The sequence below is a fragment of the Streptomyces hyderabadensis genome, from assembly GCF_020404845.1.
In the GTDB taxonomy this organism is placed as follows: domain Bacteria; phylum Actinomycetota; class Actinomycetes; order Streptomycetales; family Streptomycetaceae; genus Streptomyces; species Streptomyces hyderabadensis.
Genome location: NZ_JAIOJZ010000019.1, coordinates 1 through 25,079, shown reverse-complemented (window position 1 = coordinate 25,079; position 25,079 = coordinate 1). Strand labels below are relative to the sequence as shown.

Genomic DNA, 25,079 nt, shown 5'->3' with positions numbered 1-25,079 from the left:
ACGGTTCGGCAGGCTCAGGAAGTGCCGGCGTCGAAGAGACTCCGCAGTTCGTGGAAGACCGGCTTGCCGATCACCGTGGTGGGGATGGCGTCGACGACCCGGATCAGGGTGGGGACCTTGTGCGCGGCCAGGTTGTCGCGGATCCGCCGCCGTACCTCGCCGGTGTCGAGCCCTTCGCGCAGCACGAGTACGGCGGCCACGGCGGGCTCGCCGTGCTGGTCGGGAACTTCGAGGACCACGGCCTGTGCCACGCCGGGCACGGCACTGACCGCGTTGCCGACCTCGACCGGGTCGACCTTGCGGCCGCCGACGTTGATCATCCGGTTGGAGCGGCCGGTGAGCAGCAGTTCCCCGTCCTCCAGGCGCCCGCGGTCCCCCGTGCTGTAGTGGCCGCCGTCGTCGATCCGGCTCTCCAGGAGGCCGGGGGCGTTGAGGTAGCGGGTGGCCATCGAAGCGCTGCGCACGTGGACGGCACCGTCCCGGTCGACGACTTCCCGGACCTGGATGTCCACCCCCGGCAGCGGGCGGCCCAGACTCTGCGCCGAGGTGGCGGTGAGGTACGTCAGCGGACCGGCCTCGGCGACGCCGTAGTAGTTGCCCATCGGGACTCCGGTCAGTTCGGTGAACCGCTTCTTGGTGTCCGCGCGCAGCGGGGCCCCGGCGGAGATGGCGACGCGCACGGAGGTGAAGTCCGCGCGGCCGCTGCCGGTGCGGACGAAGGAGTCGTAGAGGGCCGGGAAGGCGACCAGCCGGGTGGCCTGCGTTTCGGCGACCAGCCGACGGATCCGGCCGCTGGTCGGCAGCCCGTGCGACAGGTGCAGTTGCGCGCCGACCAGGAAGCTGGACAGGAGGGAGGTGTTGAAAGCCAGTCCGTTGGACAGTCCCGCGCAGCACAGGATGCGGTCATCAGCGCTCATGGCGGTGCCCACTGCCCAGTTCTCCGCCGCCGCGCGCACCGCACGGCCCGAGAACTCCAGGCAGTTGGGCTTGCCCGTGGTGCCGGAGGTGAAGCGGCAGACCTCGGTGTCAGGGTGCAGCTGGTGACGGCGCTCGGCGACACGGCGGTGCGTGGCGGTCAGGCCCGGCAGCGCGGCGACCGCGTCGCCTGCCGGGTCCCGGTCGTGGAGAAGCAGGTCGAGCGAGCAGTCCTCCTGGATGCGGACCAGTTCACCGTCCCCGGCCGAGGCGTCGACCAGGAACGGGACTGCTCCTGCGTGCAGGATGCCCAGGTAGGCGGTCACCCACGTGGTGCTGTTGCGCGCGGCCAGACCGATCCTGGGGCGGTCGTCCACGGACCGGGTGGTGCTGAGCCACTCGGCGGCGTGCAGGCTCCGCTCGTGCAGGGCGCGGTGGTCGACCGAGGAGTCGGGGCCGGACAGCGCCGGGCTGTCTGCGTACTGGTCGGCGCACCGGGCGAATGCGGCGGCGAGAATCATGAGCGCTCATTCTGTGCGTAGGCGACCGCGAGGCGGTCGAGCTTCGGGGCGTCGGGTGTGTCCACGCCCATGGCGACCGCGTACACCACGTCGTGACCGGTGGGCAGGTCGGCCAGCCGCCGCCATCGCTCGCTGTCGAAGCCACCGACACCCGTGACCGCGAGGTCGCGCCGGGCCGCTTCCAGGCAGACCAGTTGAGCCAGTGCCCCGGCGTGGTACAGCACCGTCCACAGCTGTGAGCCGCCTGCCTCGTCGATGAGCGAGGCGGTGGGCGCGTGCAGCAGCAGTACTGCCGACGTGTCGGCCAGATGGCGCTGAGCCATGAAGGCTTCGGTGACCGGTTCGTTGGACAGCTCGGGGAGCCACCGCAGGTCCAGGCCGGCCGGCCAGACCGGCTCGCCCCGGTCACGTTGCTCCTGCCGCACGACCAAGGTGGCGTGGGGCAAAGTCCCCGCACCGGGCAGCAGGTTGCGGAAGACGGACAGCGCGCGGCCGACGGTGCCGTGCACGGCTCGCACAGGGACGGTGCCGGGCGCGAAGCCGGTGGCCGACCGCCGGCTGTGGAACGCCGCCCGCGGCACGAGAGGTGCCCTGCCCCTGCGCCGTACGGTCGGCGGCAGGCAGACGGCCGCTCCGGGCGGACCGGCCGCGACCCCTTCGGAATCGGTGACGAGTGACTCCCAGCAGAGCCGCTCCAGCCAGTGTGGCTGCCGGCGCAGTGAGGGCCGCCGGGTGGCGCGGGCATCGCGCACTGTCCAGCAGGACGGTTCGGCCTCCGTGCCGTTGCCGGCCGGCACCGCGGTGACGGCCAGCGCCGAGTGGACCTCCGCGCACTCGCCGTGCTCCGTGACCAGGGGCTCCAGACCTGGCGGGCGCCGGCGCAGCACGACACTCGCACCGAGGCTGTCGGCCGCCAGCACCAGGTTCATGTGCAGGTGCGCCGTGTCCAGCTGGGTGTAGAGGTAGCCCCGGTCGCCGTACTTTCGCATGGACAGCCAAGGCCTGGTGGCCAGCACGATGACCGCGCCGCCCTCGGGGACGGCGAGCGCCGCGTGGCACAGCGCCTCGTCGACTTGGGGTCCGCGGCTGAGCAACTGACAGAGCCGTCGCCCCGGATCGACCTGGTAGAGGCCGGTCGCACACGCCTCGTCCCGGGTCAGGATGTAGCACTCGTAGGGGTAGGTGGCGCCGGCCGAGGGCACTGCCCGGCGTGAGCCGTCCGTACCGATCATGCCCAGGTCGAGTACCGCAAGGCCGGTGCGCAGTCCCGCGGCGGGCGTGAGAGCGGGCGACCGTCCGGCCGCTGCGGAGTCGACCGCCATCCGGGTCCAGAGCGGTATTGCACGGACTTCCATCGTGATCTGCTCCTCGATTCCTTGGGGATGCAGCCCTACGGCCCGGAGTGCCGGCCCAGAAGCTAGCGCCACGCCGAGACTGACGCAAATTATGCACAGAAACTAGCAAAATCAAGATGACTTGGAAGTCAATTCTGCCCTTCCCTCCCACCGATCCCCGTTTACAGTGCACGTATTTCTAGGACAACTCAGGACAATGCCCTCAAAGTTGAACCGAGAGACGGATCGAAGACCTACAGAGGCCCGCCACATCCCTCAAACACATGTTAGAAACTTCAGCGCTAACTGTTGAGAAATTGCTATGTTCCCCGCCATTCTTGAGCCCGCTCACAGCGGGACACATCGGCGAGCAGGACACAGAGCAGGACACAGGGGAAGAGGACAGGTGACAGACCCAACGACCGCCCGCGTGCGGTTCCGCGCGGGCCACTCCCGTACCGGGCCGATGACCTGGGGCCAACGCGCCATCTGGGAGGTGATCCGCTGGCTGCCGCCCGACGACGACTCGCTGAACCAGCTCGGCTGGGCGCCGGTCCGCTCCGCCACCGTGGCCCAGGTGTGCGACACGGTCCGGCTGCTCGTGGAACGGCACGAGTCGCTGCGGACGACCTACACCGAACATGACGGCGGCCTGGTGCAGCACGTCGCGGCCTCGGGCGAGATCGAGTTCCTGCTCTGCGAACTCGGACCGGGCGACCTGGCACAGGCGGTCGCACCGCTCGGTGAACGGATCCGGGCAGGCGCCTTCGACAACGCCGCCGGACTGCCGCTGCGTGCGGCGATCGGGGTGCGCGCGGGCGCACCGGCCGCCGTGGCGATCGCCGCGAGCCACCTGGCGGTGGACGGCTGGAGTTTCCAGATCGTCATGGACGAACTGCGTGCCGTGCTCGCCGCCGGCCCGGACGGCGCGGCGGGTCTGCGCGAGCGTTCCCGGCAACCCGTTGACCGGGCCGGGTTCGAGACCTCCGCAGCCGGCGCCCGGCGCGAGAGGCGCACGCTGGACTACTGGGCCCGCCAGGCGAGCACCGTGCCCGCGAGCATGCTGGCGACCACGTCGACGCCGCAGCAGCTCGACCGGGACTGGGCGCACATCGACTCCCCGGCCCTGGCACTGGCCGCCCATGCGCTGGCCGGACGCAGCCGCTGCAACACGGCCACGGCTCTGCTCGGTTCGACCGCGCTGCTGCTGGCCTCCTGCCTCGGTGAACCCGAAGCCGCGCTGCGGGTCATCGTGTCGACCCGCTTCAAGCCCGAGGACGAGGAGTTCGTCGGGGCCTTCAACCAGAACGCGATCGTCCGCCTGCACGTCGCGGACGAGTCCACCGAGCAGTTCCTCTCCCGTGCCGCCCGGACCGCGTTGAACGCCTACCGGCACGCGGAGGCCTGCCCGGTCAAGATGGAGGAGCAGCTGGAGGAGATCGCCCGCGGGCGCGGTATCACCCCCGGCGGCTACTGCTTCTTCAACGACATCCGCTTCAGCGCCGAGGAGCGCAACGCCCCGCCGCCCGAGATCGACCCTCTGAAGCTGCCCGCCCAGCTGGACGAGGCCCTCGCCCGCACCCGCCTGACCCGCCTGGACCATGAGGGGCGGCAGTCCGGGGCCAAGTTCTTCCTCTTCCTCGACGGACTGCGCGAGTCCTGCGCGCTCACCCTGTGCACCGACCCGCGTTTCCTGCCCGCCTCCGCCGGCGACTTCCTGCAGGAACTGGAGCACTTGATGGTCCGGGCGGCCCGGAGCCCCGGCACCCCGGTGGGCGAACTGGTCGAGCGGTTCCGTCGCCGGCCGCAAGGAGCCCACCATGACTGAGACCACGAGGCAGCCACAGGGCACGGTGCCGGGGCAGGCCCCCATGATCCGCGCGAAGGGACTGCAGAAGCGCTACGGGGCAGCTCGTGGCGAAGGGTTCACCGCGGTCGCGGGCATCGACTTCGAAGTCCGTCCCGGGGAGGCGTTCGGGATCCTGGGCGCCAACGGCGCCGGGAAGTCCTCGACCATGCGCATGATCGCCTGCACCTCGCCCGCCACCGGCGGGAGCCTCGACGTGCTCGGGCTCGACGCACGGACCGAGGGTGCCCGGATTCGCGCCCGGATCGGCGTGGTCCCCCAGGACGACACCGTGGACGTCGAACTGACGGTCAGGGAGAACCTGTTGATCTACGGGCGCTACTTCGGACTCCCGAAGGCCGAGATCCGCAGGCGGGCCACGGAACTCCTCGACTTCGCACGGCTGACGGACAAGGCGGACGAGCGGGTCGAGGCACTGTCCGGCGGCATGCGGCGACGCCTGACGATAGCCAGGGCACTCATCAACGAGCCCGAGATCGTCCTGCTGGACGAGCCCACCACCGGCCTCGACCCACAGGCACGCCACCTGCTCTGGGAGCGGCTGTTCCAGCTCAAGGACGACGGCATCACGCTGATCCTCACCACCCACTACATGGACGAGGCCGAGCAGCTGTGCGACCGGCTCGTGGTGATGGACGGCGGTCTGATCGTCACCGAGGGCTCACCCGGCGGACTGATCGAGCGGTACTGCACCCGGGAGGTGCTCGAACTGCGCTTCGGCCCGGGCGAGCGCGAGGCCATGACCGACAAGGCGCGGGGCCTGGTGGAGCGGATCGAGGAACTGCCCGACCGCATCCTTCTCTACACCGACGAAGGGGAGGCCACCCTGGCGGCCGCCCACGCACGCGGCATCGTCCCGCTGACCGCCCTGACCCGCAGGGCGAGCCTGGAGGACGTCTTCCTCACCCTGACGGGCCGCACCCTGGTCGACTGATGCGTCGCCGCCCCCGCCCACCATCCAGGCGTCGCCACGGAGAGTACCGATGACCACGCATGCCTCCCGCTCCCTCGTCCCGCCCGGCCGTACCCGCACGGTCCCGCCCGCCCTGCACGAGTTCGCCTACTGGCTGCATCGCTACCGCCGCACCTGGCGCGGGACCGTGGTGCTGAACGTGGCCAACCCGCTGCTGTTCCTGACCGGCATCGGTGCGGGACTGGGCACTCTGGTCAACCAGCACAACAGTGCCGCCCTTAACGGCCTCTCGTACCTGGCCTTCCTCACTCCCGGCCTGCTTGCCGCCTCGGCCATGCAAACCGCCTATATCGATTCCGCCCACCCCGTCCACCAGTCGGTGCAGGCGAAAGGGCACTACTGGGCGGCGAGTGCCACCCCGATGTCCCCCGTCGACATCTACTACGGTCACCTGCTGTTCAACATCTTCAAGGTGACGCTCTCCGCCACGGCCTTCACGGCGGTGGCGGCGGCCTTCGGCGCCGTCGACGCGCTGCGGGCCCCCCTCGTGGTGGTCGCGACCCTGCTGGTCGGAGCCGCGTTCGCGGCGCCGTCCGCCGCCTGGGCGGTGACCGCGAAGCGCCAGCCCACGGTGCTCGCGGTACTCCGGTTCGGGGTGATGCCGATGTTCATGTTCTCCGGCACCTTCTTCCCTCTGACGCAGCTGCCCGGCTGGCTCCAGCCCGTGGTCCAGGCGACGCCGCTCTGGCACGGGGTCGAGCTGTGCCGTACGGCAGCGCTCGGCACCGGCACCGTGGCCGGCACCGCTGTCCACGTCGGCTACTTGGCCGTGCTGGCCGTCGCCGGTCTGCTGCTCGGGCGGCGCACCTATCAGCGGCACCTGCACTCCTGACCACCAGCACTCACCCTGAAAGGCAGGGATCCCATGTCGGCCGTAGTGGGCCCGCAGGTCTCCGCTCGCCCCGGTCCAGCCCTGCGCTCCGGGGGCGCCCTGGCGATGGTCGAGCGAAACCTCATGATCTACCGGCATACCTGGCTGCTCCTGGTGGCCGAGATCTTCGAGCCGGTGCTCTATCTCCTCGCCTTCGGCGTCGGCATCGGCGGACTGGTCGGCAACGTACCGGGGCTCGCCGACACCGATGTGCCCTACGCGGAGTTCGTCGCACCCGCTCTGCTCGCCACCACGGCGATGAACGGTGCGATGAACGAGACGACGTTCAACCTGTTCAACAAGCTCAAGACGAATCACACCTACGAGTCGATCCTGACCACGCCGATGACGGTGCGCGGCGTGGCCCTGGGCGAGGTCTGCTGGGCCCTGCTGCGCGGTGCTCTGGTGACGGTCGGGTTCCTCGTGGCCGTGACGGTCTTCGGCCTGGTGCACAGTCCGCTGGTACTGCTGGTGGTACCCGGCGCGCTCCTGGTCGGGTTCGCCTTCGCGGCGCTGGGCCTGGCCGTGGTGACCTACCTGCGGGACTGGCAGGACTTCCAGTACATCCAGTTGGCCATGCTGCCGATGTTCCTGTTCGCCACCACCTTCTACCCGCTGGACGTCTACCCCCGTCCGGTCCAGCTGCTGGTGGAGTGCCTGCCGCTCTACCAGAGCATCGAGCTGATCCGGCAGCCCTCACTGGGCGAGTTCGGCGTCGGACTGCTGCTGCCGGCCGCCTATCTGCTCGCGGTGGGCGGCCTCGCCCTCCTGCTCGCGTTCCGCCGCCTGGGCCGGACGCTGCGCAGCTGAGTCACCACCGTTCACTCGTCGGGCAGGCCCGGTCACCGGCTTCCGGTGACCGGGCCCGCCCGACGCTCCGGCCACGCTCCGGCCGCGGTTACGGCCCCGGCGCCGGCATCGTGTCGGGGGCCGGGCGGACGCGGGTGCCCGGGTGGGGGAAGACGTCGGGCCCGGCCGGGTCGGCCGGAGAGCGGTTCGCCGGGCAGGAAGACCGGTACGTGAAACAGCCCGGCCCGCCTTCGTCCAGCGAAGGCGGGCCGGGCTCGTCCGCGGAGGTCGGCCCCTCCGCGGGGCGGTCTGCGCGTGGCGTCGGATACGGGCAGGGGGAAGGTCACCGCCCGGATCCGCGGGTCAGCCGCGCAGCCAGACCGCCGTGTCCCCCGGCAGCCGTCCGTCCGCGTCGAGGGGTCCGCTCGCGAGCAACAGCTCGCTGTGGTCGGGCAGTTCGACGGGGCGGTCCTGAAGGTTCACCACACAGACCAGTCCGTCGGTGCGGGCGAAGGCGAGGACACCGTTGTCGGAGGGCAGCCAGGTCATCGGACCGTCTCCGAACCCGGGGGTGTCACGGCGGAGTTTCAGTGCCGTGCGGTAGAGGGAGAGCATCGAGTCGGGGTCGTCGAGCTGGCGGTCCACCGCGTACTGCGGCCAGTACGCGGGCTGCGGCAGCCAGGGCTCGGTGGCACCGCCGAAGCCGCTGTGCGGTTCACCCGCCGCCCACGGCAGCGGGACGCGGCAGCCGTCGCGGCCGGGGTCGGTGCCGCCGGAGCGGAAGTGCATCGGGTCCTGGATGCGGTCGAGGGGGATGTCCGCCTCGGGCAGACCCAGTTCCTCGCCCTGGTAGAGGTAGACCGAGCCGGGCAGTGCGAGCGTGAGCAGGGCGGCGGCGCGGGCGCGGCGGGTGCCGAGTTCCAGGTCGGTGGGCGTGCCGAAGGCCTTCGTGTCGAAGTTGAAGGCGGTGTCCTCGCGGCCGTAGCGCGTGACCGTGCGCGTCACGTCGTGGTTGCAGAGCACCCAGGTCGCGGGGGCCTTCACCGGGGCGTGCTCGGCGAGGGTGTCGTCGATGGTGCGGCGCAGCCGCCCGGGGTCCCAGGGGCAGGCCAGGAGGTTGAAGTTGAAGGCGGTGTGCAGCTCGTCGGGGCGCAGGTAGCGGGCGAAGCGCTCGGGGTCGGGGAGCCAGACCTCGCCGACGAAGATGCCGCCGTACTCGTCGGCGATCGCGCGCCAGGAGCGGTAGATGTCGTGGATCTCGTCCAGGTCGAGGTAGGGGTGCGGGTCGACGCCCTCGGTGAAGTCGGGCAGGTCCGGGTGCTTGGTGAGCAGGGCGGCGGAGTCGATGCGGACGCCGGCGACGCCGCGCTCGAACCAGAAGCGCAGCACGTCCTCGTGTTCCCGGCGGACGTCGGGGTGGTTCCAGTTGAGGTCGGGCTGCTCGGGGGTGAACAGGTGCAGGTACCACTCCCCGTCGGGCACCCGGGTCCAGGTGTCGCCGGCGAACTGCGAGGGCCAGTTGTTCGGCGGGAGTTCGCCGTTCGCGCCGCGGCCCGGGCGGAAGTGGAACAGCTTGCGCTCCGGGCTTCCCGGCCCGGCGGCGAGGGCGGCCTGGAACCAGGCGTGCTGGTCGGAGACGTGGTTGGGCACGATGTCGACGATGACCTTGATGCCGTGCTCGGCGGCCTCGGATATCAGCTTCTCGGCGTCGTCGAGGGTGCCGAAGGCCGGGTCGATGGTGCGGTAGTCGGCCACGTCGTAGCCGCCGTCGACCAGCGGCGAGGAGTACCACGGGGTGAACCACACGGCGTCCACGCCCAGTTGGGCGAGATACGGCAGGTTCGCGCGGACACCCGCGAGGTCCCCGGTGCCGTCCCCGTCGCCGTCCGCGAAACTGCGGGGATAGACCTGGTAGATGACGGCGTCACGCCACCATTCATGGGTGCGGGAGGGGTGCACGGCTGCCACGGGGGGTCCTTTCGGGCAGGTGGGACTCCGCCGTCGGCCGGAACGGGGCGTGGAAGTGCCGGCCGGCGGCGGAGTGCTTCTGGGTGGTGAAACGAAGGGGAGGTGCGGGGCCCGGGGTGCGGTCAGCCCTTGAGGCTGCCGGCGGTGAGGCCCGCCATGATGCTCCGCTGGAAGAAGAAGAACACGATGATCATCGGGATGCTCGCCATCACCAGACCCGCCATGATCTGGTTCTGCGTCACCTGTCCCGCGGTCTGGGAAAGGCCCACGCTGATCGTCATCTTGTCGCTGTCCGGCAGGACGAGCAGCGGCCAGACGAAGTCCTTGAACACCAGCACGATGGTGAAGATGGACACCACACCGAGGATGGGCCGTGAGATCGGCAGGATGATCGAGACGAGCACGCGCCACGGCGGCACCCCGTCGATCTCCGCCGCTTCGAGGATCTCGTCGGGAATCGAGTCGAAGAACCGCTTGAGCAGGAAGATGTTGAACCCATTGGCCGCCACCGGGAACCAGATCGCCCAGGGCGTGTTGAGCAGATGCCACCCGAAGATCGGCACGTCGGTGACGGTGATGTACGCCGGGATCATGACGACGATCGGCGGGATCATCAGGGTCGCGAGCATCGCCCCGAGGATCACGTTGCCGAACATCGGGCGCAGTTTGGACAGCGCGTAGGCGGCCGTCACATCCACCGCGAGGGCGAACAGCCAGGCTCCGACCGCGTAGAAGAGCGTGTTCTTCAGGAGCAGCCCGACGTCGAAGAGCTCCCACGCGTCCGCGAACACCGAGAAGTCCGGGTCCTTCGGCCACAGCGTCGGCGGCATCTGGGCGATCTCCTCGCCCGACTTCATCGCGCCCGTGACCATCCAGTACAGCGGGAAGACGAACACGAACGTGAACACGGTCAGGACGGCGACGAGCACCGTCCAGTAGATCCGCTTTCCCCAGCGGGACTTGAGTTCGAGGGGCGAGACGATGGTGCGGGAGTGGCCGTCGGCCCAGGCGGCGCGGCTCCGCCTGCGGCGGCGGTGCGCGGCCGGCGGCGTCTCCTTGCGGGTGTCCTCGGCGGGTTGCGGGTGGACTGTCATGTCGACTGTGTTGGCCACGGGTCTACCTCTTCTCGTCGCGGGTCAGCCGGAGCTGGACTGCGGCGACCGCAAGGAGAACGATCATGAGCATCACTCCGAGCGCGCTGCCGGCGCCGTAGTTGCCGCCGTAGACGAAGGCGTACTGGTACATCAGGAAGGCGACGGTGACCGTGGCGTTCTCCGGTCCGCCACCGGTGAGCATGTACGGCTCGATGAAGACCTGCATGGTGGCGACGATCTGGAGCATCAGCATGAGCAGCAGGATCAGCCGGGTCTGCGGGATGGTGACGTTCCAGATGCGCTTGAAGATGCCGGCTCCGTCGAGTTCGGCCGCTTCGTAGAGGTCACCGGGGATGTTCTGCAGGGCGGCGAGGTAGATCAGGACCCCGGAGCCCATGTTCATCCACGTGGAGACGATCACCAGGGAGATCAGTGCGGTGTCCGTGGAGTCCAGCCAGGACAGGCCGGGCAGGCCGACGAAGTCGAGCATCTGGTTGAACAGGCCCGGCCCGGGATCGTAGAACCAGCGGAAGAGCAGCACCGAGACGATCGGCGGCAGCATCACCGGCAGGTACACGACGAAGCGCAGATACCCCCGTGCGTGCCGGAGTTCGTTGAGCACGATCGCCACCGCGAACGGGATCACGTAGCCGCACAGCAGGGCGAGGAAGGTGAAGGTGATGGTGTTCTTCCACGCCTGGCCGAACGCCGGGTCCTCGACCACCGTGCGGAAGTTGTCCAGACCCACCCACTTCGGCTCGTCGACCAGGTTGTTCTCCTGGAAGCTGAGCACGACCTGGCGGACGATCGGCCACCAGGCGAACAGCGCGAAGCAGAACAGGGCCGCACACAGGAAACCGTAGGCGGTGATGTTGGTGCGAAGAGTCCTTCTCCGGCTCGAAGGACGTGAGGGTGGCCGGCGCTGCGGCCTCGGGGGCCGTTTCGCCTGCACGGTGGTTGTGTCCATGATGTTCTCCCGTTCCGCGCCGCGGGCCGGGGTGCCGCACTCCGTTCGGGAGCGGATGCGGCACCCGTCGTCCGCATCGGTCAGCTCTTCGCCAGGATCGCGTTCGCCTTGCCCTCGGCGTCGGCGAGCAGCTTGTCGATGTCGGCGTCCTCGCGGGTCAGGACCGCGGACATGGCCACGTCCAGCACCGCGTAGAGCTCCTGCGCCATCGGCGGCTCGAGCTTCAGCTCGACGCTCTTCGATCCCTCGACGTAGGGCTGGTAGTACTCGACCGGCAGGACCGCGTCCTTCTCGCGGAGTTCGGCGAGCTTCTGGCCCGTGGGCGAGTCACCCATGTAGTCGTTGTTCGGAACGCCAACGGCCTCACCGTTGGCCTTGCCGCGCGCGTAGTCGTGACGGCCCTTGCCCGGGGTGTTGAACTGGAAGTCGATCCACTCCAGGCCGGCCTTGGTCTCGGCGGCGCTCGCCTTCGGGTTGATCATGTAGGCCTCGCCACCGGTGAGCGACGCCTTGCCCTCGGGGATGGGGGCGATGCCGTAGTCCGCCTTGTCGCCCTGGAACTTCTGCACCATGTCGGTGACGACGTCCGGGGCGCCGAGCATCATGCCCGTCTTGCCGGCCGCCATCTGCTGCATCAGCGCCTCCCAGCCGATCAGCAGCTTCGAGCCGACGCTGTCGTCCTCCCAGCGCATGTCGTGCAGCGTCTGCAGAACCGCCTTGCCCTCCGGGCTGTTGAAGGCCGCCTTGCCGTCCACGACCATCTCGCCGCCGCGGCTGAAGATGGACTGCGCGAAGTGCCAGCCGCCGACGTTGCCGCCGCCGTACTCGCCGTATCCGACGTAGTTGTCACCGAGATCCGCGATCTTCTTGGCCGCCTCGCGGACCTCGTCCCAGGTCTTCGGCGGGGAGTTGGGGTCGAGGCCGGCCTCCTCGAAGAGCGCGCGGTTGTAGACCAGCCCGACGGTGTAGCTGACGTTGGGGATGCCGTAGACCTTGCCGTCCTTGGTGAGCATGTCCCGGACGTCCTGCCGGATGTCTCCGAAGTTCTTCACCAGATCCGTGGACGCGGTGATGTCCTTCGCCTGTCCCTTGGCTATGACATCGGCGTAGTTGGTGACAGGGGCCATGAAGACCGTCTCCATCTGGCCGCCGGCCAGCTTGGCGGCGAAGGTCTTCGGGTCGAAGCACGGCTGCTGGTCCGTGCTCTTGACCTTGACGCCCGGGTGCGCCTTCTCGAAGGTCTTGACGTCGTCGTCCCAGGCCTGGCGCTGCTTGGGTGCGGTCTTCGCCGGCTGGCACGCCACGGTGATCGTGACATCCCCGTCGGCGTCGGCGTCCGAGTCACCACCGCAAGCCGTGGCGGACAGGACAAGACCTGAAGAGATCAGAAAGATCGCGAGGTTGCGGTGCTTCATTACGGCTCCTCCGAGGTGGCACCCAGGGCACTGCCCTGATCGGAGCGTCACATTAGGACGCAGAACAGAGCTACGCAAGATTTTGACCCAACATTGCAAGATTACGACTGCGTCACGAGCACCGTGGACTGCCGGGTCACGCGCTCACTCGGGCGCGGCCTTGGCAGGAAACCTCAGTAGGTGGGCATCTCCGGGTCGATGCGCTCCGCCCAGGCCAGGATGCCCCCGCCCAGGTGGACCGCGTCGGGGTGACCGCTGCGCTTGACCACCGCGAGGACCTCCGCCGAGCGGATGCCGGCCCGGCACAGCAGCACGGTCCTGCGGTCCGTGGGCAGCCGCGCGGCGGCGTCGCCGTTGAGGAACTCACCCTGCGGGACGAGCACCGAGCCCGGCAGGCGGGCGAAGGCGTACTCGTCCGGCTCGCGAACGTCGACCAGGTGGACCGGCTCGTCCGCATCGAGGAGTTCCTTGAGCTGCTCGGCGGAGATGGTGGACCCGCGCGCGGCCTCGGTCGCCTCGGGGGAGAGCAGCCCGAAGAAGGGCTCGGCGGCGACGGGTTCGGCCGGGCGCGCGGCACGCTCGTGCGGGCGCAGCGGCACGGTCGCGCACGTGCCGGCCATGGCGTCGTACTCCATCACCCGGCCGACCAGCGGCTCGCCCTGACCGGTGAGCAGCTTGACCACCTCGGTGGCCAGGGCCACCCCCAGCCAGGCGCCGACCACCTTCAGCGCACCGGAGACGCCCCGGAAGTAGGGGGCGGGGGGCTTCGGGAACAGATCCCTCAGGCCCGGGCCGTGCCGGTCCCAGAAGACCGAGACGCGCCCTCCGGTGGCCCCCATGGAGCCCCACACGAAGGGGATGCCCGCCTCGGCGCAGACGTCGTCGACCAGTTGGCAGCGGGCCGGGTCCTCCCCCGCGCAGACCACGAGGTCGTAGTCCCGGACCAGTTCGCGCGCGCGGGGCAGCTCGAACCAGCTCTCCGCCACGGCGCGCACCACGGGATGGGTGCGCCCGAGCGCGCGGGCCCAGGCCGTGGCCCGGTCCGCGGGTTCCGCGTCCGGCAGTCCGAGGTAGCGGTCCCACGGGTCCATGGGCGAGCCGTCCGCGACACCGATCATCCCCACGCCGGAGTCGGCGAGGTGAGCGATGAGCGGGGCGCCGATCTCGTCGGCGCCGACGACCAGGACCCGCCCTGCGGCCAGCCGACGCTGCCCGTCGGAGCCGTGTCCGGCGAGTATCAGCTGGTGTGCCTGGCGGCTTGCTTCTCCGGCGGGCAGGCCGGTGGCGGGTCGCGTCAGCGGGGGAAGCGGCATGCGGGTCTCCTCTGGGTGTCCTGGAGCGGCCCAGGCCGCCGGGCGTCTGCCTCGGCGGCACGGCCGGGTACGTGAGGGATCTTCGGCACGACGATGCTCGTTCCCGCACTGTACGCTGAAATCGGTTCAGCTCAGCGATCCAGATGCATGCAACTGCTCGAAAAATCCTGACTGTTGCCAGCGTCCCGGGCGCCGTCAGCGGACCGTCCCGAAGCCGGACCACAGCCTCCCGGGCAGTCCGGACCGAGCCGGGGCACCCTGCCTGACGTCAAGGGGCGAGAGTCACGGTCGGGACCGGCCGGGCGGGGCGGCCGAGGCGGACCGGGACGCCGGGCGAGTAGAGGACGCTGACCGGTGCGGCCGTCGGGGCCGGTATCCCGGCGCTCGCGATCAGGTCCTCGTCGCAGGCGAGGAGCCGGGCGCGGTGCAGGGGCCAGCGGGGGTGGTGGTTGGGCAGGTAGGCGGCACCGCCGAAGAACATGTTGTGCATGCCCCAGCGGGCGGTGAGGAAGTGCTCCAGGGGCGTGGGCTCGTGGATGCGTTCGCCGGTCCGCAGGGTGATGCGGCTGCGGGCGCCGCGCGGCCCCGGCCAGCGGCGTGAACTGGTGTAGGTCACGATGTCGCCCACGGAGCGGACGGACATGCGGGACCACAGGTAGGGCAGCCGGAAGCCGATCCGGCCCAGCAGCACCGGTACCAGCCGCGAGGCATCCATCGACCGGAAGACCACGCCGCGCCGCCCGTGCGCGTCCACGCTGTAGAGCCGCACGTTGGTCTCCGGGAACGAGCCGAAGTACGGGATCCCGGGCAGCCGGAACCATCCGACCCGGTGCATGCGGAAGGCGACGAGCCCGACGTAGGTGAGTCCGTCGTGCGTGTCGGGCACGGTCCCGCGCGGCATCAGCCCCGCCACGGCGGCGGGGTCCACGGCCCAGTGGACGAAGGCGAGGTCGAGCCACTCCTGGGTGAGGAGCGGCAGCCGTATCGGCGTCGGGGCGTCCGGGGTGACGGCGCTGGGCTGGTGCACGGCGCAAGAATGACAGACGGGCCTGCCGTGCCTGGCGGCCGGCCGAACGGCTGCCGCGGGCGACGTCCCGTGCTTGACCCTCGACCTGGTCGAGGGATCAGAGTCCGGGATGTGGAGAGTGAGATGCGCAGCATCGGGGAGATGGCCCGCGCCAGCGGACTGGGCGTGAGCGCCCTGCGGTTCTACGACCGTGCCGGTGTACTGGTCCCCGCCCGGGTCGATCCGGCCAGCGGCTACCGCTGGTACGCCCCCGAGCAGCTCGACGAGGCCAGGCTGCTGGCCCGGCTGCGGCGGGCGGGCATGCCGTTGGCGGACATCCGGCTGGTACTGGCCGGCTGGTCCGGCACGGACACGGACCTGGTGCGCACGCTTCTCCAGGCGCACCTGCGCCGACTCGAACGGGGGCTGGCCGAGGCCCGCGGGGAGTTCTCCACGCTCCGAGCACTACTCGATCACCGGGAGAACCCCATGACCGCATCGCCCGTCACCGGCACCGTCCGCCTGTCCCTCCCCGCTCCCGCACTGGCGGCCGCGCTCGACGCGGTCCGGTTCGCCGTCGGCCGGGACCCCGAGCTGCCGATGCTCGGCGGGGTCCTGTTCGACGTCGGAGGTGACGCGCTGCACGTCGTGGCCACCGACCGGTACCGGATGGCCGTCGCGCGCCTGGAGGCCGTGGCACACGGGGGATCGCGCGAACAGATCCTCGTCCCCGCGCCGCTCGTGGACGCGATGCGCGCGCTGCTGGGCGGCGACGAGTCCGCCCGCTTCACCGTGGAGGGCGACCAGGTGACGCTGGAGGCCGGTGGGCGGCAGGCGTCGGGGCCGCGCCTGGCCCACGACTTCCCCGACTACCGCCGGCTCGTCCGGCTGCCGTCCGGGCGGCGGGTCGTCGTGGAGGTGCCGGCGCTCCGGCAGGCGTTGCGGAACGGTCCCGTCCGCGTGGCCGAGGAGCCCGAGCCCGGCCGGTCCGCGCGGGACGTCAGCGTACTGGCGACGGCGGACGACGGAACAGTGATCGTCTGCGGGGGCGACGCCCCGGACATCGACGCGGACGGGGCCGGGGACGCCGACGGGCCCGGGGACGTGGCGGGGGCCGGGCACCACGTCGGTGTCGACCGGGAGTTCCTGCTGGAGGCGCTCGCCGCGGCGGACCGGGACCGGCTCGTCCTGGAGTTCGGGCCCGCCGCCACCGCGCCGCTGGCGATCCGCCGGGCGGACGACGAGGGGACCTTCTCGCTGCTGATGCCGGTCCGCCTGGACGACTGACCGCGCTCCGGCCGCCCGGCCCGCGGCCCCTCCCCCGCCCCGCGTCCCCCGCCCCGACGGCGTTGTCAGTGGGCTCGCCTACAGTCGTCAGCACTTGATCACTGCGGTGCGGGGAGGCACTCATGGGGTGGGTGACGGCCGGGGACTACGAGGTCGCCCTGGACGACGGGAAGGTGGTGTGCCGCAACGCCGCCGGACGGCGGCTGAAGTCGGTGCCGGCCAAGCTCGCGGACGATCCCGCGGTGGTCGGACTGCGACAGCTCGTCGAGTGGCTGGAGCGGCACGAACGCCAGTGCCTGAGCGACGTGGAGCGCTGGATGGTGCGGTCGCTGCCCGTTCCCCTTGCCGTACTCACCCGGGTGTGGCCCGACCCGGCCTGGCGGTCGGCCCTGCGCGACCTCGTGGTCACCGGGGCCGACGGCGAGGTCGCGGGCTTCCTGCGGGACGCCGACCCCGAGCGCGGTCTCGGCCTCGTCGACCTCGACGGCGACACGGTGCGCATCGCCCCCGAGCTCGTCCGGCTGCCGCATCCCGTGCTCCTCGAAGACCTGGAGGAGCTGCGGGAGTTCGCCGTGGAACTCGGGGTCGAGCAGCGGGCCCAGCAGCTCTTCCGCGAGGTGTGGCACCGCCCCGCCGCACTGGACGCCGAGGCCGCCTCGGTCGAGGAGTACGCGGGCGGCGCCTTCAAGGAGCTGCGCTTCCTGCACGGCCGGGTCACCCAGCTCGGGCACCGGGTGCGCGGCGGATACGCGGTCTGCTCCGCCTGGGAGGACGGCCGGGGCGTGGAGGCCCGCGTCTGGGTCGGCGACTGGGACGGCTACGAGGAGACGGAGACCGGTCCCCTGATGTGGACCGACGCCGCCGGTCAGGTGCTGAAGCTGGGCCAGGTCGGTCCGGTGGCCTGGTCGGAGGGCATGCGCATGGCTGCCGCGCTGTACGCCGGTCGCGACATCGAGGACGAGGAGCGGGCCGCGTGAGCACCATGGACACCACCACCGCGCCGCACGGCGCCACGGGCGCCCACGAGGCCGCAGGTCCCGACGACGCCACCGCATCCGCCCTGCTCGAAGCCGGGGCGCTGCTGCCGCCGGGCAGCAGCGCCCGGGAGGACGCCGACACCCTCACCGTCCGGACGTACACCCATGCCGCGCTGGGCGGGCGCAGCGTCGTCCGGCTGGTGCCCGGCACCCTCGGGGCGGCCGAGGACCTCGCCCTGGACTTCCTCGGACTCGTGCGGGACCCGCAGACCCCGGAAGTCGGACAGGTCAGGCGGGAGACCCTCGGATTCCCCGCCTGGGCCCTGGTCAACGACCCGGCCAACGGGCACCACGCACTGGCCCTGGTCAAGGACGTGGAGCGGCTCGCGCGCCAGGCCAAGTCCCGTCCCGGCACCGCCAAGGAGGGCTTCGAGAAGCTCGGCGACCGGCTCGGCCGGGCCGTGCCGCACTTCCTGCCGACCTTCTACGAGCAGGCGGCGCGGATCTTCCTCCAGTTCGACAACACCACCTACGCCGCCGCCTTCTTCGGCAAGGCCCGCGAGGCGGAGCGGGTGCACGCGCTCGCCGTCGACGAGCAGCGGCAGCGCGCCGTGTTCCTGGAGTTCGCCTTCGCCGGGGCACTGACGGTCAAGGCCCTGAAGCAGCATGTGAAGGATCTCGCCGCCCGGTTGGACGCCGCCGAGGCCTGGGCGCAGTTCCGTCAGCTGGCCGTGGAGCGTTGTGCGGCCGGCATGCCGCCGTACGCGTCGTTGCCGCAGGACGCGCGCGTGCTGATCAAGGCGGCCGGGCTGCCCAGGGTGGAGGCGGAGTGCGACCTGGTCGCCGACCTGGTCGCCTCGCCCGCCGCCGTCCGGGCGCCGGCCTCCTTCTGGACCGCCTACCGGGCGACGTTGAGCGTCCTCGCCGACCGGCGGCCCGCGGTCCGTGAACGGCTGCTGGAGATCATGCCGGCCGGCCTGGACCACGACGCCAGGAGCGACGAGTTCTGGCTGGAGCTGCTGACCGAGTGCGGTGCCGACCGGCTGCTGACCGGCGAGGACGGCGGGACGGCCGCCGGGCGCGATCCCGCGACCGGGGGCAGGGCCGGGGCCGACGCGGCGGACTGGCTGAGCCGTTGGGCCGCCCACCGCAAGCGCGGCGCCACGGGGTGCGACAGCTCCCCCGCCACGCTCCGCCTCGTCGCCCGGATGGCGCCACGGCTGCGCGCCGACGGACGGGCCGTCGACCTGTTCGCCGGCCGCCGGCACATGGGCGTCGACATCTCGCTGCTCGACCTGTGCGCGGCGGAGGACGTCCCTCTCGCGCTGCCCGCTCCCGACGCCGAGGTCCGCCTCGACCTGGACCGCTGGGTGCACGACACCCGGCCGGAACGTCGTGACCTGGCCGCCGTGGCGGCGGACCCGCGACTGCGCCCCCTGTTGCTGCGTGCGGTCGGTGCCGCGGGGCACGAGCGGCGGTCGAGCCGGGTCCTGGACCATCTCGCCGAGCACCGGGTGCTCCGCGGGGTGCTGCGCGAGTGGCTGGACGGCGCCGTCGGTGAACTCTCCCGCGCGGTGGGACTGCCCGGGGCCCACGAGGCGCTGAACCGGCTGAGCCCCTTCCGTTCGGTTGCTCCCCGGGTCAATCCCGAGGCCGTCGCCCGCGCCGGCGGGTACCAGGCGGCTCCACTGCTCGGGCGCACCCTGCGGGCCGGCATCATCGACGAACTGGGCTGGCCCGCCCTCGACGAAGCCCTGCGGCTGCTCGATGCCGAGACCCGGGCCCGCAAGGGCAACGGGAGCGCGGCCGGGGCGGCCAGGGACCGCGACACCGCGCTGATCGTGAACGAGGCCTGGCCCTGCCTGATCCTCAGCCGCGGGCACAAGGCGGTCGTCGTCGGTCCGGACTCGATCCTGCTCGAACACGACCTGCTGCCGGCCGACCTGGACCGCTGGCAGCGCCCCCAGTTCCGCTACGCCGACGGGGAACTGCTCGTGGTGTGGTGGCAGGACGGCAAGCAGCGCGGTTACTGGTCCACCCGGCCGTCCGAGGTCCTCACCCTCACCGGCGAGCAGATCTCCCACTGGTGGCGCAACGACGACGTCGCCCCCTCGATCCCGCTGCCCGGCGGCGGCCGGGCCACCGGCGGGCGCACGCTGCACGCCGGCGACACCGTCCTGCCCGCGAGCAGGCCCGTCATCGGCGACGGCACGTCGTACTGGCGGCAGGGCCGGCAGGGGCGGCGGCACGTGTGGCTGGAGTACGACCCCGCGACGGGCTCGCACAGTCGCGCCTCCCTGCCCGCCTTCCTCCGTTCCGGCATCGCCGACGACACCACGCTGTTGCAGGACCGGTGCGAGCTGCTGCCGCTGCAACCGGGCCTGGAGCGGAGCCCGTTCGGCACCGACGGCACGGTGCTGGGACGCTGGGTGCGCGCCGAGGATGCGGCGGGAGAGGCGCTGACCACGGCGGGCACGCCCGACGGCCGGACCGTCACGCTGCGGACCCCCCGGCACGGCGAACGCCTCACCCCGCTCGGTGCGCTGCGCCTGCCCGGTGGCGCGGCGCCCGTCGTGGCCCGCACGCGGCGCCAGATCGCCCTGTTCGCGCCGGACGACTGCAGTGACGCGGGCGTACTCGGCCGCGTGACACCCAACGAGCGGGGCGGCGAGTTCGCCGCGGGCACGCCGTTCCTCCCGCCGGTCTCGTTCTGGCACGCGCTGCGGCCCCGGGACGAGGGTGCCTCGGCCGTCCTGCGCGCCTTCACCGACGAGGCGGCGGCCGACCTGCTGCGCGAGGCGGCGCGGGCGCTGGCCGAGCGCCAGGCGCAGGTGAACGCGGCCAAGGCGGCTGACGGAGCGGCCGGTGACGGCGGCGCGCAGCCCGCGGCGGCCGACGCGGCCCCGGCCGCCGGGAACAGTCCCGTGGTGCCGTCCGCCGAGGATGTGGTCCGGCGGGCCGTGGCCGGTGCGCTTCCCGGGCTCACCGACGAGCGGCTCCTCGTGGGTGTGGCGGCTCTGGTCCGCAGCACGGTCCGGATCGTGGATGCGGTGACCCGCTTCGTCGAGCCGCCCGTGGAGCAGCCGAAGCCGGAACGGAAGCGGACCGAGGGGATGTTCGCGGACTACCGGCCCCGGCACGGCGACGACCGCACCCTGCGCGCGGCCGCCGACGGCCTGTCCCGGATGTGGGGGTCGTGGGGCGGCGAGGGCCAGTGGACCGCGCTCCGGCAGATCCGCGCCGTGAACCAGGTGCTCTCGGGCAAGCCCGCCGACGGCGCGCCCCTGTCCGACCGCACCCGGCGGTCCGCGCTCGGCGACGGGTGGCACAGCGACGAGTACACCGTCCCCCGCCTCGGCATGACCTGGCCCGATCTGCTGGGCGTGCTGCGGCCGCTGGCCTACCGGGCCACCGTGCCCACCCTGCCGGCGGCCGAACGGGAGGCGCTGCTCCTGCTGTTCGAGGCGCTCGCCGAAGGGCCGCTCGCCACTCCCGGCGCGGGCCTGCGGGAGATTGTCCTGGGCGAGCCGCACGACAGGCACCGGCAGCAGGAGCGTGCGGGGCAGGTGCTGCGCCGGGACGGCCGCACCGTCGTCGTCCTCGGCTGCCAGAACGTCGACGTCGCCCGGGACCGCGTCAACTGGCTCGCTCTCGACCACGATCCGGCGGGCGTCTTCGGCGCCGTCGCGCACTTCACGCTGGAGCGGGAGACCCGGCACGCCCCGGCGCTCCCCGCCGACGCACTCGCCGCGGTCACCCGGCTGGTCCGGGACAAGGGAGCCGCGCCCTGGCGGACCGAGGCGCCCGCCGCCCTCGCCGCGGCCACCCGCGGGGGCGTCGGACCGCTCCAGGCCACCGTGCTCCTGGCCGGGCAACCGGAGAGCCTCGACGCCGACGCACTCGCCACGGCCGGGCTCAAGCCCCGTCAGCTCGACGCGGGCAACCGCATGCTGAACTCGCTGCCTCCCGCGGACCGGGCGGCGCTCCTCGCCGCCCTGCTGCCCGACGACCCCGCCGAGCTGTGGACGACGGGGCCGGACACGGGTGCCCTGGGCCGGGTCTGGACCGACCGCCTGGGTGCCCTGGTCCGCCTGCCCGAGGAACTGGCCGTCGCGCTGGACGGCCTGCCGGTCGGATCCGCCGAGACGGTGCTCAACCCGGCGCGCACCCCTTGCCTCAGCCGCACCACGGTCCAACGACCCGACGAGAACGGCCGGCTGGTCGCGGACGACCCGGCCGCGATACCGCACCGCCACACGCTGACCGGCGCCGTCGACACCCTGGCCTCGCTGGCCTACGCCCTCCCCCACGGGCACCCCCTGCGCGCGGCCCTGCCGGACGGTCTGACCGCGCTGCGCCGCCGTCTGGCCGACCCGGGGCTGCTGCTCGACCTGGGGGTGGAGTGGACGGAGAAGGGTGGCACCACCGCCGCCGAGCTCCGCAAGGCGTACGGGCTTCCCGCGGCCGGCGGCGCCGACGAGGACGGCTCGACCCGGATCGGTGAGGCGCTCGTCCTGCGCCCCTGGCACGGCGACCGGGAGACCGTGCTGGTGCGGCCCGCCGGTCTCACCGGACCGGACGACGCCGTGTTCGGCCTGCTCGAAGGGCTGGTGGGTGACGCGCGCGGCAGCGGGCTGCGGGCCCTGCGCACCATCCTGGGCGACGAACTCGCGCGGGCCCTCGACGCCGGTCTGGACCCCGAAGGGCCCGCCGGAGCCGCACAGGACCCCACGGTCAGTGTTCCGGCACTGGTCACCGAGGTGGCGACGGCCCACGGCCTGGGCGAGGACGCGGCGGCGCTCTACCTGCAGCTGCTCGCCCTGCCCGACCCGACCGACCGCAACTGCGCCCGCTGGACCGGCTGGCGTCCCGCCCGGCTGAAGAAGGCCCGGGCCGAACTCGCCGCCACGGACCTGGTCGTCGAGGCCAAGCGGCCGCGGGCCGGCCGTTCCCTCTTCCTGCCGTGCGGCTGGCGCGACCTCAAGTCGCCGGCCCTGCCGGTGGAGACGTGGAAGGAGGGCCTCTACCCGGTCGGCGCGGGGTCCCGGGCCGTTCCGCAGATCCCGGTGCCCGAGCTGTTCGCCCGCGCCTGGGAGCGGGTCCTCGCCCAGGACGCGCCCGCCTACGAGGAAATCACCACCCGCGCCATGCGCAGGGGGCGTCGCCGATGACCCCGCACGAAGGCCCAGTGACCGTTGCCCGCTCCCACCGGAAGATCCGTCGATGACCACCACCGTCTCCCCCGACACCGCCCGTCAGATCGTGCCGCCCGAGGACCGGTACGCCTCCGAACTGGCCTTCCTCGCCGCCTACGACGACGGTCCGCGCCCGCCCGCCTGGCGGCTCACGCCGCGCGCCGTGGTCACCTTCGTCATGGGCAGCGACGGCAGCGCGCTGCGGCTGCCCGAGGGCACCGAGGCACCCGAGGGCGTGCCGCGCCGACTGGTGGTGGAGGGCAAGTTCGTGGGCGACCGGGCACTGGTCGAGCGGTGCGTCGTCACGCTCGCCGGGGAGCGCGGACTGCTGCTCGTCGGTGAGCCCGGCACCGCCAAGTCCCTGCTGTCCGAGTTGCTGTCGGCGGCCGTGTGCGGCACCAGCGGCCTGGTGGTGCAGGGCACGGCGGGCACGACCGAGGACCAGCTCAAGTACGGCTGGAACTACGCCCTGCTGCTCGCCCAGGGGCCCAGCCGGAGCGCGCTCGTGCCCTCCCCGGTGCTGACCGCGATGACCCGGGGAGGTGTCGCCCGCGTCGAGGAGGTGACCCGCTGTCTGCCGGAGGTGCAGGACGCCCTGGTCTCCCTGCTCTCCGAGCGGCGCATCGCCGTTCCCGAACTCTCGGGCACCGAGGACGCCCTGGCGCATGCCGCCCCCGGCTTCAACCTCATCGCCACCGCCAATCTGCGCGACAAGGGCGTGTCCGAGATGTCCGCCGCGCTCAAGCGCCGGTTCAACTTCGAGACCGTCGGTCCCATCCCCGACCTCGACGCCGAGACCGCCCTGGTCCGCAGCCAGGCACGGGCCTCGGTCGAACGGGCCGGCGCGCCCTTCAAGGTGGACGAGGCGGTCCTGGAGGCACTGGTCGTCGCCTTCCGCGACCTGCGCGAGGGCCGGTCGGCGGAGGGCTGGGAGGTCGAGCGGCCCTCCACCGTCATGAGCACCGCGGAGGCCGTGTCGGTCGCGGGCGCCCTGGGGCTGGCCGCGGCGTACTTCCCCGGGGACCGCGACGTGCTGGGCCTGCTGCCGGGTCATCTCCTCGGCGTGGTCCGCAAGGACGACCCCGCCGACGCGGCGCGACTGCGCGGGTACTGGGACGGTCCGGTGCGGCGGCGCGCCGAGCAGGGCTCCGCCACCTGGCGCACCCTGTGGGACCTGCGCACGGTCCTGGAGGGCTGACCACGGTGTCCCGCTCCCCGTCCTCCCCCGGCTCCGTCGCCTCCGGCTCCGTCTCCCCCGGCTCCCCGTCCTCCGACGCCTTCTCCTCAGGCGTCTTCTCCTCCGACGTCCCCTCCTCCGGCGCCCTCTCCTCCGCTTCCTCTCCGCTGTCCCCGGACGAGGCGGTCGCGGCGCTCACCGGTCCGGGGGCGCCGTTCCTCATCGGGGTGCGGCATCACGCGCCGTCCCTGGCCGCGGCCGTGCCCGCGCTGCTCGACCGGGCCGCGCCGGACGTCCTGCTCGTCGAGCTGCCCGCCGAGATGCAGGAGTGGCTTCACTGGCTGGGGCACGAGGAGACACGGGCGCCGGTCGCGCTGGCCGCGGCCGGGCGGGCGGAGGGCGCGGGGCCGGCCTTCTATCCGTTCGCCGACTTCTCCCCGGAGTTGGCCGCCCTGCGCTGGGCCACCCGGCGGGGCGTTCCGGTCGTCGCCTGCGACCTGCCGTTGGCCGACCGTGCGTGGCGGGCGGGGAGGCGCCCGGGAGCGCCCGCCGCGGCGGAGCCGGACCGTTCGGACCGTTCCCGGCTCGGTACGGCTCTGCGGGCACGGCTCACCGGCCGCCCCGGTGAGGACCTGTGGGACCGCCTCGTCGAGGCCACGGCCCCGGGGTCGGAACCGGAGTCGTTGCGCCGCGCCGCGCTGCTGACCGGCTGGGCCCTGCGCGAGGAGGCCGTCGCCTCCGGCGGCGTACCCGCACTCGACCTGCGGCGTGAGGCGTGGATGCGCTCCCGGCTGGCCGCCGCCACCGCGGAGGGTGCACGGGCCGCCCTGGTCGTGGGCGCCTTCCACGCTCCGGCACTGGTCTCCCCGGCCGGCCCGGGCGAACCCGAGCGGGACGGCTCCGGCGCCGCCACCGGCCGTGCCGACGACTCCACCGGCTCTGCCGGCCAGTCCGAATGGGTGACCTCCCTCATCCCGTACACGTACGCCCTCCTGGACGAGCGGTCCGGCTATCCGGCGGGCATCCGGGACCCCGAGTGGCAGCACCTGGTGGTGCGGGCGGCCGGTGATCCGGGCGCGCTGGCGGAGGCACTGACACAGACCGCCGTGCGGGTGTGTGCGGCGCTGCGCGGCCTCGGGCATCCGTCCGGGCCCGCCGACGCGCGCGAGATCGTGCGGTTGGCCTCGGACCTGGCGCGGCTGCGCGGGCTGCCGGCGGCCGGCCGGGGGGAGTTGGTCGAGGCGGTGCAAACGGTACTCGCGCAGGGCGAGTTGTACGGCAGGGGGCGGGCCGTCGCCAGGGCGATGGAGCAGGTCCTCGTCGGCACCCGCGGCGGCCGCCCGGCCCCGGGCGCACCGCGCAGCGGACTCGCTCCGGCCGTCGAGGCCGAGCTGGCGGCTCTGGGCCTGC

Annotated in this window: 17 protein-coding genes; 9 read left to right on the top strand and 8 right to left on the bottom strand. The window is 72.4% G+C overall.

All coding sequences use genetic code 11. The annotated features are described in order from the left end of the window. Nucleotides 1-14: 14 nt before the first annotated feature. Nucleotides 15-1,436, bottom strand: a complete 1,422-nt coding sequence (locus K7854_RS16725; protein WP_226027313.1) for a class I adenylate-forming enzyme family protein — start codon at nucleotides 1,434-1,436, stop codon at nucleotides 15-17. Beyond that, nucleotides 1,433-2,791, bottom strand: a complete 1,359-nt coding sequence (locus K7854_RS16720) for a nitroreductase family protein (RefSeq protein WP_226027312.1) — start codon at nucleotides 2,789-2,791, stop codon at nucleotides 1,433-1,435. The genes K7854_RS16725 and K7854_RS16720 overlap by 4 nt, the downstream gene beginning before the upstream one ends. A 385-nt stretch (nucleotides 2,792-3,176) precedes the next feature. Between K7854_RS16720 and K7854_RS16715 the strand changes: the two genes are divergently transcribed. The 4 genes from K7854_RS16715 to K7854_RS16700 are packed head-to-tail and all read left to right on the top strand — an operon-like array spanning nucleotide 3,177 to nucleotide 7,291. After that, nucleotides 3,177-4,598, top strand: coding sequence for a condensation domain-containing protein (locus K7854_RS16715; RefSeq protein WP_226027311.1), 1,422 nt, complete (start codon nucleotides 3,177-3,179; stop codon nucleotides 4,596-4,598). Continuing rightward, nucleotides 4,591-5,571: an ABC transporter ATP-binding protein gene (locus K7854_RS16710; RefSeq protein WP_226027310.1), complete on the top strand. Its 981-nt coding sequence runs from the start codon at nucleotides 4,591-4,593 to the stop codon at nucleotides 5,569-5,571. The genes K7854_RS16715 and K7854_RS16710 overlap by 8 nt, the downstream gene beginning before the upstream one ends. A 49-nt stretch (nucleotides 5,572-5,620) precedes the next feature. Further along, a complete protein-coding gene (locus tag K7854_RS16705; protein WP_226027309.1) occupies nucleotides 5,621-6,442 on the top strand; it encodes an ABC transporter permease in 822 nt (273 codons plus the stop codon). A gap of 33 nt (nucleotides 6,443-6,475) precedes the next feature. Further along, nucleotides 6,476-7,291 (top strand): ABC transporter permease, encoded by an 816-nt coding sequence (locus tag K7854_RS16700; RefSeq protein WP_226027308.1) that lies wholly within the window; start codon nucleotides 6,476-6,478, stop codon nucleotides 7,289-7,291. 342 nt (nucleotides 7,292-7,633) lie between these two features. Here the strand turns inward: K7854_RS16700 and K7854_RS16695 are convergent, their stop codons facing one another. The 6 genes from K7854_RS16695 to K7854_RS16670 all read right to left on the bottom strand — a co-directional run bounded on the left by K7854_RS16695 (nucleotide 7,634) and on the right by K7854_RS16670 (nucleotide 15,054). Beyond that, the gene (locus K7854_RS16695) at nucleotides 7,634-9,238 is read right to left on the bottom strand and encodes a glycoside hydrolase family 13 protein (protein WP_226027307.1); all 1,605 of its coding nucleotides are present in this window, start codon (nucleotides 9,236-9,238) and stop codon (nucleotides 7,634-7,636) included. 122 nt (nucleotides 9,239-9,360) lie between these two features. Further along, nucleotides 9,361-10,332 carry a carbohydrate ABC transporter permease gene (locus K7854_RS16690; RefSeq protein ID WP_264087392.1) on the bottom strand — a complete coding sequence of 324 codons (972 nt, stop codon included), beginning with the start codon at nucleotides 10,330-10,332 and terminating at the stop codon, nucleotides 9,361-9,363. Between the two features lie 22 nt (nucleotides 10,333-10,354). Beyond that, nucleotides 10,355-11,299, bottom strand: a complete 945-nt coding sequence (locus tag K7854_RS16685) for a carbohydrate ABC transporter permease (RefSeq protein ID WP_226027305.1) — start codon at nucleotides 11,297-11,299, stop codon at nucleotides 10,355-10,357. Between the two features lie 80 nt (nucleotides 11,300-11,379). Beyond that, complete coding sequence (locus K7854_RS16680) at nucleotides 11,380-12,714, bottom strand: ABC transporter substrate-binding protein (protein WP_226027304.1); 1,335 nt, start codon at nucleotides 12,712-12,714, stop codon at nucleotides 11,380-11,382. 173 nt (nucleotides 12,715-12,887) lie between these two features. Continuing rightward, a complete protein-coding gene (locus K7854_RS16675) occupies nucleotides 12,888-14,027 on the bottom strand; it encodes a ThiF family adenylyltransferase (protein ID WP_226027303.1) in 1,140 nt (379 codons plus the stop codon). Between the two features lie 268 nt (nucleotides 14,028-14,295). Beyond that, the gene (locus K7854_RS16670; RefSeq protein ID WP_226027302.1) at nucleotides 14,296-15,054 is read right to left on the bottom strand and encodes a YqjF family protein; all 759 of its coding nucleotides are present in this window, start codon (nucleotides 15,052-15,054) and stop codon (nucleotides 14,296-14,298) included. A 123-nt stretch (nucleotides 15,055-15,177) separates the two neighbouring features. Here K7854_RS16670 and K7854_RS16665 point away from each other — a divergent pair, with 123 nt between their 5' ends. From K7854_RS16665 to K7854_RS16645, 5 genes are all read left to right on the top strand, one after another. Then, nucleotides 15,178-16,320: a DNA polymerase III subunit beta family protein gene (locus tag K7854_RS16665; protein ID WP_226027301.1), complete on the top strand. Its 1,143-nt coding sequence runs from the start codon at nucleotides 15,178-15,180 to the stop codon at nucleotides 16,318-16,320. 122 nt (nucleotides 16,321-16,442) lie between these two features. After that, the gene (locus K7854_RS16660; RefSeq protein WP_226027300.1) at nucleotides 16,443-17,297 is read left to right on the top strand and encodes a DUF4132 domain-containing protein; all 855 of its coding nucleotides are present in this window, start codon (nucleotides 16,443-16,445) and stop codon (nucleotides 17,295-17,297) included. Between the two features lie 5 nt (nucleotides 17,298-17,302). Then, nucleotides 17,303-22,468, top strand: a complete 5,166-nt coding sequence (locus K7854_RS16655; RefSeq protein WP_226027407.1) for a hypothetical protein — start codon at nucleotides 17,303-17,305, stop codon at nucleotides 22,466-22,468. A gap of 52 nt (nucleotides 22,469-22,520) precedes the next feature. Next, on the top strand, nucleotides 22,521-23,690 hold the full coding sequence (locus tag K7854_RS16650) for an ATP-binding protein (protein ID WP_226027299.1): 1,170 nt from the start codon (nucleotides 22,521-22,523) through the stop codon (nucleotides 23,688-23,690). A 5-nt stretch (nucleotides 23,691-23,695) separates the two neighbouring features. Then, nucleotides 23,696-25,079, top strand: a 1,384-nt coding sequence (locus K7854_RS16645; protein ID WP_372481040.1) for a DUF5682 family protein, incomplete at its 3' end; no start/stop codon positions are given.

Bases quoted from the DNA above. Each gene is read 5' to 3' on its own strand.
- K7854_RS16710 (WP_226027310.1), top strand. From the start codon at position 4,591: ATGACTGAGACCACGAGGCAGCCACAGGGCACGGTGCCGGGGCAGGCC.
- K7854_RS16725 (WP_226027313.1), bottom strand. From the start codon at position 1,436: ATGATTCTCGCCGCCGCATTCGCCCGGTGCGCCGACCAGTACGCAGAC.
- K7854_RS16665 (WP_226027301.1), top strand. From the start codon at position 15,178: ATGCGCAGCATCGGGGAGATGGCCCGCGCCAGCGGACTGGGCGTGAGC.
- K7854_RS16660 (WP_226027300.1), top strand. From the start codon at position 16,443: ATGGGGTGGGTGACGGCCGGGGACTACGAGGTCGCCCTGGACGACGGG.
- K7854_RS16705 (WP_226027309.1), top strand. From the start codon at position 5,621: ATGACCACGCATGCCTCCCGCTCCCTCGTCCCGCCCGGCCGTACCCGC.
- K7854_RS16720 (WP_226027312.1), bottom strand. From the start codon at position 2,791: ATGGAAGTCCGTGCAATACCGCTCTGGACCCGGATGGCGGTCGACTCC.
- K7854_RS16655 (WP_226027407.1), top strand. From the start codon at position 17,303: ATGGACACCACCACCGCGCCGCACGGCGCCACGGGCGCCCACGAGGCC.
- K7854_RS16690 (WP_264087392.1), bottom strand. From the start codon at position 10,332: ATGACAGTCCACCCGCAACCCGCCGAGGACACCCGCAAGGAGACGCCG.
- K7854_RS16700 (WP_226027308.1), top strand. From the start codon at position 6,476: ATGTCGGCCGTAGTGGGCCCGCAGGTCTCCGCTCGCCCCGGTCCAGCC.
- K7854_RS16680 (WP_226027304.1), bottom strand. From the start codon at position 12,714: ATGAAGCACCGCAACCTCGCGATCTTTCTGATCTCTTCAGGTCTTGTC.
- K7854_RS16650 (WP_226027299.1), top strand. From the start codon at position 22,521: ATGACCACCACCGTCTCCCCCGACACCGCCCGTCAGATCGTGCCGCCC.
- K7854_RS16675 (WP_226027303.1), bottom strand. From the start codon at position 14,027: ATGCCGCTTCCCCCGCTGACGCGACCCGCCACCGGCCTGCCCGCCGGA.
- K7854_RS16685 (WP_226027305.1), bottom strand. From the start codon at position 11,299: ATGGACACAACCACCGTGCAGGCGAAACGGCCCCCGAGGCCGCAGCGC.